Raw genomic sequence first — 6,460 nt, forward strand, 5'->3', positions numbered from 1 at the left:
CTTCGACACCACGCTGGCCATATTCGCACGTGCGAAGGCGGACGGGATTCCGCCGGCCGCGGCGGCGGACCGGATCGCCGAGCAGCGGATGGCCGACGCCCGGGTGGCCGGCGCCGCCCGCTAGCCCGTTCGCACATCCGAGCGGTACCCGCCGGCGGGAACTTAGAGAGAACTCTCACTTCCCCCGGCGGGTCGTTCCCCGATAAGTGGTTAAAATCGCCGTTGACCAGCGAGGACGGGGCGCCTCGAAGGTCCTGGGCACACGCGCGTGCTGCGGGCGACGTACCGTATGGGCGCGGGCTCAGGTACCGTGGAAGCCCTACGGACCGGCCTCTCCACGGAGAGTCCGTTCCAGATCATGAACGCGTGTCAGACTCTGGGGCCGTCGAGCCCCGTCGTTGAGGGGGTCGAGCCATGGGGCGCGGCCGGGCCAAGGCCAAGCAGACGAAGGTCGCCCGCCAGCTGAAGTACAACAGCGGCGGGACGGACCTCTCACGCCTGGCCGAGGAGCTGGGCGCATCGACGTCGAATCAGTCGCCGAGGAGCTGGGCGCATCGACGTCGAATCAGTCGCCGAACGGCGACCGCTTCGAGGACGATGAGCATGACGACGACGACCTGTACTCCCGCTACGCCGACCTCTATGAGGACGACGACGAGGACGAGGGTCCCGCACAGCACCGTCGAGGCGCTTGACCTTGCACTGAGCATGAATCCGGTCGGTGGCACCGCCACCGACCGGATTCTGTGCTGTCCGCACGGTCAGGCCGCGTAGTCCCCCACCAGCTCCGCGCCGGCCGGCTTCTCGCCCCGCTCGGTGATCTCGCCGGCGACCCAGGCGTCGACGCCCCGGTCGGCGAGGGTCGTGAGGGCCACCTCGGCCGAGTCCTGCGGGACGATGGCGATCATGCCGACGCCCATGTTGAGGGTCTTTTCCAGCTCCAGGCGCTCGACCTTCCCGGTCTTGCCGACCAGGTCGAAGATCGCGCCCGGGGCCCAGGTCGAGCGGTCGACCACGGCGTGCAGCCCGTCCGGGATCACCCGGGCCAGGTTCGCGGCGAGTCCGCCGCCGGTGACGTGGCTGAACGCGTGCACCTCGGCCGTGCGGGTCAGCGCCAGGCAGTCCAGCGAGTAGATCTTCGTGGGCTCCAGCAGCTCCTCGCCGAGGGTCCGGCCCAGCTCCGCCACCTCGGCCTCCAGGGCCAGTCCGGCGCGGTCCAGCAGGACGTGACGGACCAGGGAGTACCCGTTCGAGTGAAGCCCGGAGGACGCCATGGCGATCACGGCGTCACCCGTACGGATGCGATCCGCGCCCAGCAGCCGGTCGGCCTCCACGACGCCCGTACCGGCGCCGGCGACGTCGAAGTCGTCCTCGCCCAGCAGGCCCGGGTGCTCGGCCGTCTCACCGCCCACCAGGGCGCAGCCGGCCAGCACACAGCCTTCCGCGATGCCCTTGACGATGGCCGCGACCCGCTCGGGGTGCACCTTGCCGACGCAGATGTAGTCGGTCATGAACAGCGGCTCGGCACCGCACACCACGATGTCGTCCATGACCATGGCGACCAGGTCGTGGCCGATGGTGTCGTAGACGCCCATCCGGCGCGCGATGTCGACCTTCGTGCCGACGCCGTCCGTGGCGGAGGCGAGCAGCGGGCGCTCGTAGCGCTTGAGGGCGGAGGCGTCGAAGAGCCCGGCGAAGCCGCCGAGGCCGCCCAGGACCTCGGGGCGCTGCGTCTTCTTCACCCACTCCTTCATCAGCTCGACGGCGCGGTCGCCCGCCTCGATGTCGACGCCCGCCGCTGCGTAGCTGGCACCAGTTGTCTCAGACATGACTGTGAGAGCTTTCGTGTCGTACTGCAGGGGTGTTACGGGCGACGGATCGCGTCGGAGGCGGCCGTGGCCGCGGGACCGGCCGCCAGCTCGGTCTCCAGGAGCTGCTTGCCGAGCAGCTCGGGGTCCGGCAGCTCCATCGGGTACTCGCCGTCGAAGCAGGCGCGGCACAGGTTCGGCTTGGCGATCGTGGTCGCCTCGATCATGCCGTCGATGGAGATGTAGGCGAGCGAGTCGGCGCCCAGGCTGGTGCCGATCTCCTCGATGGTCATGCCGTTGGCGATCAGTTCCGCGCGCGTGGCGAAGTCGATGCCGAAGAAGCAGGGCCACTTCACGGGCGGGGAGGAGATCCGGATGTGGACCTCGGCGGCGCCGGCCTCGCGCAGCATGCGCACCAGGGCCCGCTGGGTGTTGCCGCGCACGATCGAGTCGTCGACGACGACCAGGCGCTTGCCCTTGATGACTTCCTTCAGCGGGTTCAGCTTCAGGCGGATGCCCAGCTGGCGGATGGTCTGCGAGGGCTGGATGAACGTACGGCCCACGTACGCGTTCTTGACCAGGCCGGCGCCGAAGGGGATGCCGGAGGCCTCCGCGTAGCCGATGGCGGCCGGGGTGCCGGACTCCGGGGTCGCTATGACCAGGTCGGCCTCGACGGGTGCTTCCTTGGCCAGGCGGCGGCCCATCTCCACGCGGGAGAGGTACACGTTCCGGCCGGCGATGTCGGTGTCCGGGCGGGCCAGGTACACGTACTCGAAGACACAGCCCTTGGGCTTCGCTTCCGCGAATCGGGAGCTGCGCAGGCCGTTCTCGTCGATGGCGACGAACTCGCCCGGCTCGATCTCCCGCACGTAGCTGGCGCCGCAGATGTCCAGGGCGGCGCTCTCGGAGGCGACGACCCAGCCGCGCTCCAGGCGGCCGAGGACCAGCGGGCGGATGCCCTGCGGGTCGCGGGCGGCGTAGAGGGTCCCCTCGTCCATGAAGACGAGCGAGAAGGCGCCCCGCACCTTCGGGAGGACCTGGTGGGCCGCCTCCTCGATGGTGAGCGGCTTGCCGTCCTCGTCGACCTGGGCGGCCAGCAGGGCCGTCAGCAGGTCGGTGTCGTTGGTGGCCGCGACCCGGGTGGAGCGGCTGTTGTTGTCGTTCGGCAGGTCGGCGACCATCTCGGCGAGCTGCGCCGTGTTGACCAGGTTGCCGTTGTGGCCGAGCGCGATCGAGCCGTGCGCGGTGGCGCGGAACGTCGGCTGGGCGTTCTCCCACACGGAGGCACCGGTGGTCGAGTAGCGGGCGTGTCCGACCGCGATGTGACCCTGGAGCGAACCGAGCGAGGTTTCGTCGAAGACCTGGGAGACCAGGCCCATGTCCTTGAAGACGAGGATCTGGGAGCCGTTGCTGACCGCGATTCCCGCGGATTCCTGACCCCGGTGCTGGAGGGCGTAGAGCCCGAAGTACGTGAGCTTTGCGACCTCTTCACCCGGAGCCCAGACGCCGAAGACGCCGCAAGCGTCCTGGGGGCCTTTTTCGCCGGGAAGCAGATCGTGATTGAGTCGACCGTCACCACGTGGCACGCCTCCGAGTGTAGGCGAGGTCGACCACTGGTCCGAATTGGGGATACGCGCCGGTAACGGCACGGTCGGTCTCGATCACCTTGGTGGTTTCTACGTTTCCCCTGTTCAGAGCGTTCTCCAGGGCTCCGCGGGGGTTTCGGGCGCACCGGCCGGGCCGGACGCGGACCCCTGCGCCGCGGGCATGAGTGAGGTGTCGCACACCATTCGGTGGCGCACGTCATGCGGAGGCCACGTCATCCGGAGGGGCCGCGGCTGAGGTGGACGCGGTCGCCGTCGCCGTCCGTGAGCGTCAGTGCCGCCGCCTCGCGCTCGGCGGTGAGCGTGCCGGTGGTGAGGGTGCGGGCGAGTGCGCGTTCGAACGCCATCCGCTCCTCGCCGCAGGCCATCCGGGTCGTGCGCAGGCCGCCGATGGTGATCCGGTCGCCGTGCACGGTGGCGCGGGCGCTGAAGTGGTTGCAGCCCAGGTTGCCGGACGCGCTGCCGTCCTCCTCGATGCGCAGGCGGGCGGATGCGGGTGCGTGCCGGGTCGTGCCGCCGACGGTGACGCTGTCGACCCGCCAGTCGATCCCCGTCACCGGTTGCTGGACGCTCACCGCCCCACTGTCCCCCTTCCCGCCGCCGCAGGCCACCGCGCACGGGAGGAGCACGGCGGCCATCACCAGGGACACGCGCTGCTTGTACCGGTTCATACGGATTCGACGGGCGTCCGGTACGGCCGGTTCCCGCCGGTGCCGCGCGGGCCGGGCCGGGACGGGCGGGGGGTCAGACCATGACGGGCAGCAGCCCCCCGAGGTCGGCACGCTCCCCGCTCGCCCTGACCTTCGCCTCGGCCAGCGCGTCCGGCCAGGTGAGACGGCCGGTGGCGAGCCGGATCCAGGTCAGCGGGTCGGTCTCCACGACGTTGGGCGGGGTGCCGCGGGTGTGCCGGGGCCCCTCGACGCACTGCACGACGGCGTACGGCGGCACCCGCACCTCGGTGGAGCCGCCGGGCGCCTTCAGCGCGAGGGCGTCGGCGAGCACCCGGGTGGCGGCGGCCAGGGCCTGCCGGTCGTACGGCACGTCCAGGCCCGGGACGGCCGCGTTCAGGTCGTCGGTGTGGACGACCAGTTCGACGGTGCGGGTGACGAGGTAGTCGGCCAGCGGCATGGCTCCCGCGCTGGTCTCCAGCAGCCGGCTGCCGGGGTGCTCGTCCAGCAGAGTGCGCAGGCTCCGGTCGGTGTCGGCGAGGTAGGCGCCCAGGTCCGGGTGGCCGGCGGTCAGGCCGCGCGTGAAGTCGTCGATGGCGGCGGCCCGCGATGCCGTGGAGAACGGCCACTCGGCCACCGTGACGGTCTGCTTCGGCGGGGCGGGCACGTCCAGGGCGCGGTGGACGGCGGTGACCGCCATGCCGATGTGCGCGATCAGGTCCCGTACGGTCCACCCGTCCAGCCGCGTGGGCAGGCCGAGCTGCTCGGGGCCGAGGCCGGCGAGGGCCTCCCTGACGTGTCCCAACTGGGCGAGGACCGCGGCCCGCGTCTTGGCGGGGTCGTAGCCGCGGGCACGTTTCTTGGCCGGTGGCATGAGCGTCAGATCACCTCCATGCCCGCCAACAGTACGCTCCCGGCCGCCACTTGGAACGCCACGGCCGGTGCGCACGCACCGGCCCCGCCTGCCGGAGCGGGCGGGGCCGGGTACGGGGTGGCCGGTGACGGGCGGCCGGTTACGGGGAGCCGGTCACGGGCGGCCGGTCACGCCAGCAGCGCCGGGATCGTCTCCTCGTGCGCCGTGCGCAGCTCGGCGAGGGTGAGGGTGAACTCGCCCTGCACCTCGACCGTGTCGCCGTCGACGACACCGATGCGGGTGGCCGGCAGGCCCCGCGCACCGCACATGTCGTTGAAGCGGACCTCCTCCGAGCGCGGCACGGCCACGAGGGCGCGGCCGGCCGACTCGGAGAACAGGAAGGTGAAGGCGTCCAGGCCGTCGGGCACGACCAGCCGGGCGCCCTTGCCGCCGAGCAGCGCCGACTCCACGACCGCCTGCACGAGACCGCCGTCGGACAGGTCGTGCGCGGAGTCGATCATGCCGTCGCGGGAGGCGGAGATCAGGATGTCGGCCAGCAGGCGCTCGCGCTCCAGGTCCACCTGCGGGGGCAGACCGCCCAGGTGGTCGTGGATCACCTGGGACCAGGCCGAGCCGCCGAACTCCTCGCGGGTGTCGCCGAGGAGGTAGATCAGCTGGCCCTCCTCCTGGAAGGCGACCGGGGTGCGGCGGGCGACGTCGTCGATCACGCCGAGGACCGCGACGACCGGGGTCGGGTGGATGGCCGCCTCGCCCGTCTGGTTGTACAGCGAGACGTTCCCGCCGGTCACCGGGGTGCCCAGCTGTCGGCAGCCGTCGGCGAGACCGCGCACGGCCTCGGCGAACTGCCACATCACGGCCGGGTCCTCCGGCGAGCCGAAGTTGAGGCAGTCGGAGACGGCCAGCGGCTTGGCACCGGTGGTCGCCACGTTCCGGTAGGCCTCGGCCAGGGCCAGCTGGGCGCCGGTGTACGGGTCCAGCTTGGCGTAGCGGCCGTTGCCGTCCGTGGCGATGGCGACACCGAGGCCGGTCTCCTCGTCCACGCGGATCATGCCGGAGTCCTCCGGCTGGGCCAGGACGGTGTTGCCCTGCACGAAGTGGTCGTACTGGGAGGTGATCCACTTCTTCGACGCCTGGTTCGGCGAACCGACCAGCTTCAGGACCTGGTCCTTCAGCTCCTCGCCGGTCCCCGGGCGCGGCAGCTTGCCCGCGTCGTCGGCCTGGAGGGCGTCCTGCCACTCGGGACGGGCGTACGGGCGCTCGTAGACCGGGCCCTCGTGCGCGACCGTGCGCGGGTTGACGTCGACGATCTTCTCGCCGTGCCAGTAGATCTCCAGGCGGTCACCGTCGGTCACCTCGCCGATGACGGTGGCGATGACGTCCCACTTCTCGCAGATTTCCAGGAAGCGGGCGACCTTCTCCGGCTCCACGACCGCGCACATGCGCTCCTGCGACTCGCTCATAAGGATCTCCTCGGGCGAGAGCGTGGAGTCGCGCAGCGGGACGTCG

At 71.3% G+C, this 6,460-nt stretch carries 5 protein-coding genes and 2 pseudogenes; 2 read left to right on the top strand and 5 right to left on the bottom strand.

Going from position 1 to position 6,460, the window contains the following annotated elements:
- Both IE312_RS42910 and IE312_RS32780 read left to right on the top strand, forming a co-directional pair.
- Positions 1-124 (top strand): annotated as a pseudogene (locus tag IE312_RS42910) (valine dehydrogenase); the annotation flags it as partial.
- A gap of 290 nt (positions 125-414) precedes the next feature.
- Positions 415-695: pseudogene (locus tag IE312_RS32780) on the top strand (DUF3073 domain-containing protein).
- 66 nt (positions 696-761) lie between these two features.
- Here the strand turns inward: IE312_RS32780 and purM are convergent.
- From purM to IE312_RS42915, 5 genes are all read right to left on the bottom strand, one after another.
- Positions 762-1,829 (bottom strand): phosphoribosylformylglycinamidine cyclo-ligase, encoded by a 1,068-nt coding sequence (gene purM / locus IE312_RS32785; RefSeq protein ID WP_189985877.1) that lies wholly within the window; start codon positions 1,827-1,829, stop codon positions 762-764.
- Positions 1,830-1,864: 35 nt separating this feature from the next.
- Positions 1,865-3,394, bottom strand: coding sequence for an amidophosphoribosyltransferase (gene purF / locus IE312_RS32790; protein WP_189985878.1), 1,530 nt, complete (start codon positions 3,392-3,394; stop codon positions 1,865-1,867).
- 233 nt (positions 3,395-3,627) lie between these two features.
- Complete coding sequence (locus IE312_RS32795; protein ID WP_189985879.1) at positions 3,628-4,083, bottom strand: META domain-containing protein; 456 nt, start codon at positions 4,081-4,083, stop codon at positions 3,628-3,630.
- A gap of 73 nt (positions 4,084-4,156) precedes the next feature.
- Positions 4,157-4,954: a maleylpyruvate isomerase family mycothiol-dependent enzyme gene (locus tag IE312_RS32800; RefSeq protein WP_189985880.1), complete on the bottom strand. Its 798-nt coding sequence runs from the start codon at positions 4,952-4,954 to the stop codon at positions 4,157-4,159.
- Between the two features lie 167 nt (positions 4,955-5,121).
- The coding region (locus IE312_RS42915; RefSeq protein WP_229900714.1) for an AIR synthase-related protein at positions 5,122-6,460 on the bottom strand (1,339 nt) is incomplete at its 5' end.

Origin of the sequence: Streptomyces capoamus (assembly GCF_014654935.1) — a bacterium.
Lineage (GTDB): Bacteria > Actinomycetota > Actinomycetes > Streptomycetales > Streptomycetaceae > Streptomyces > Streptomyces capoamus.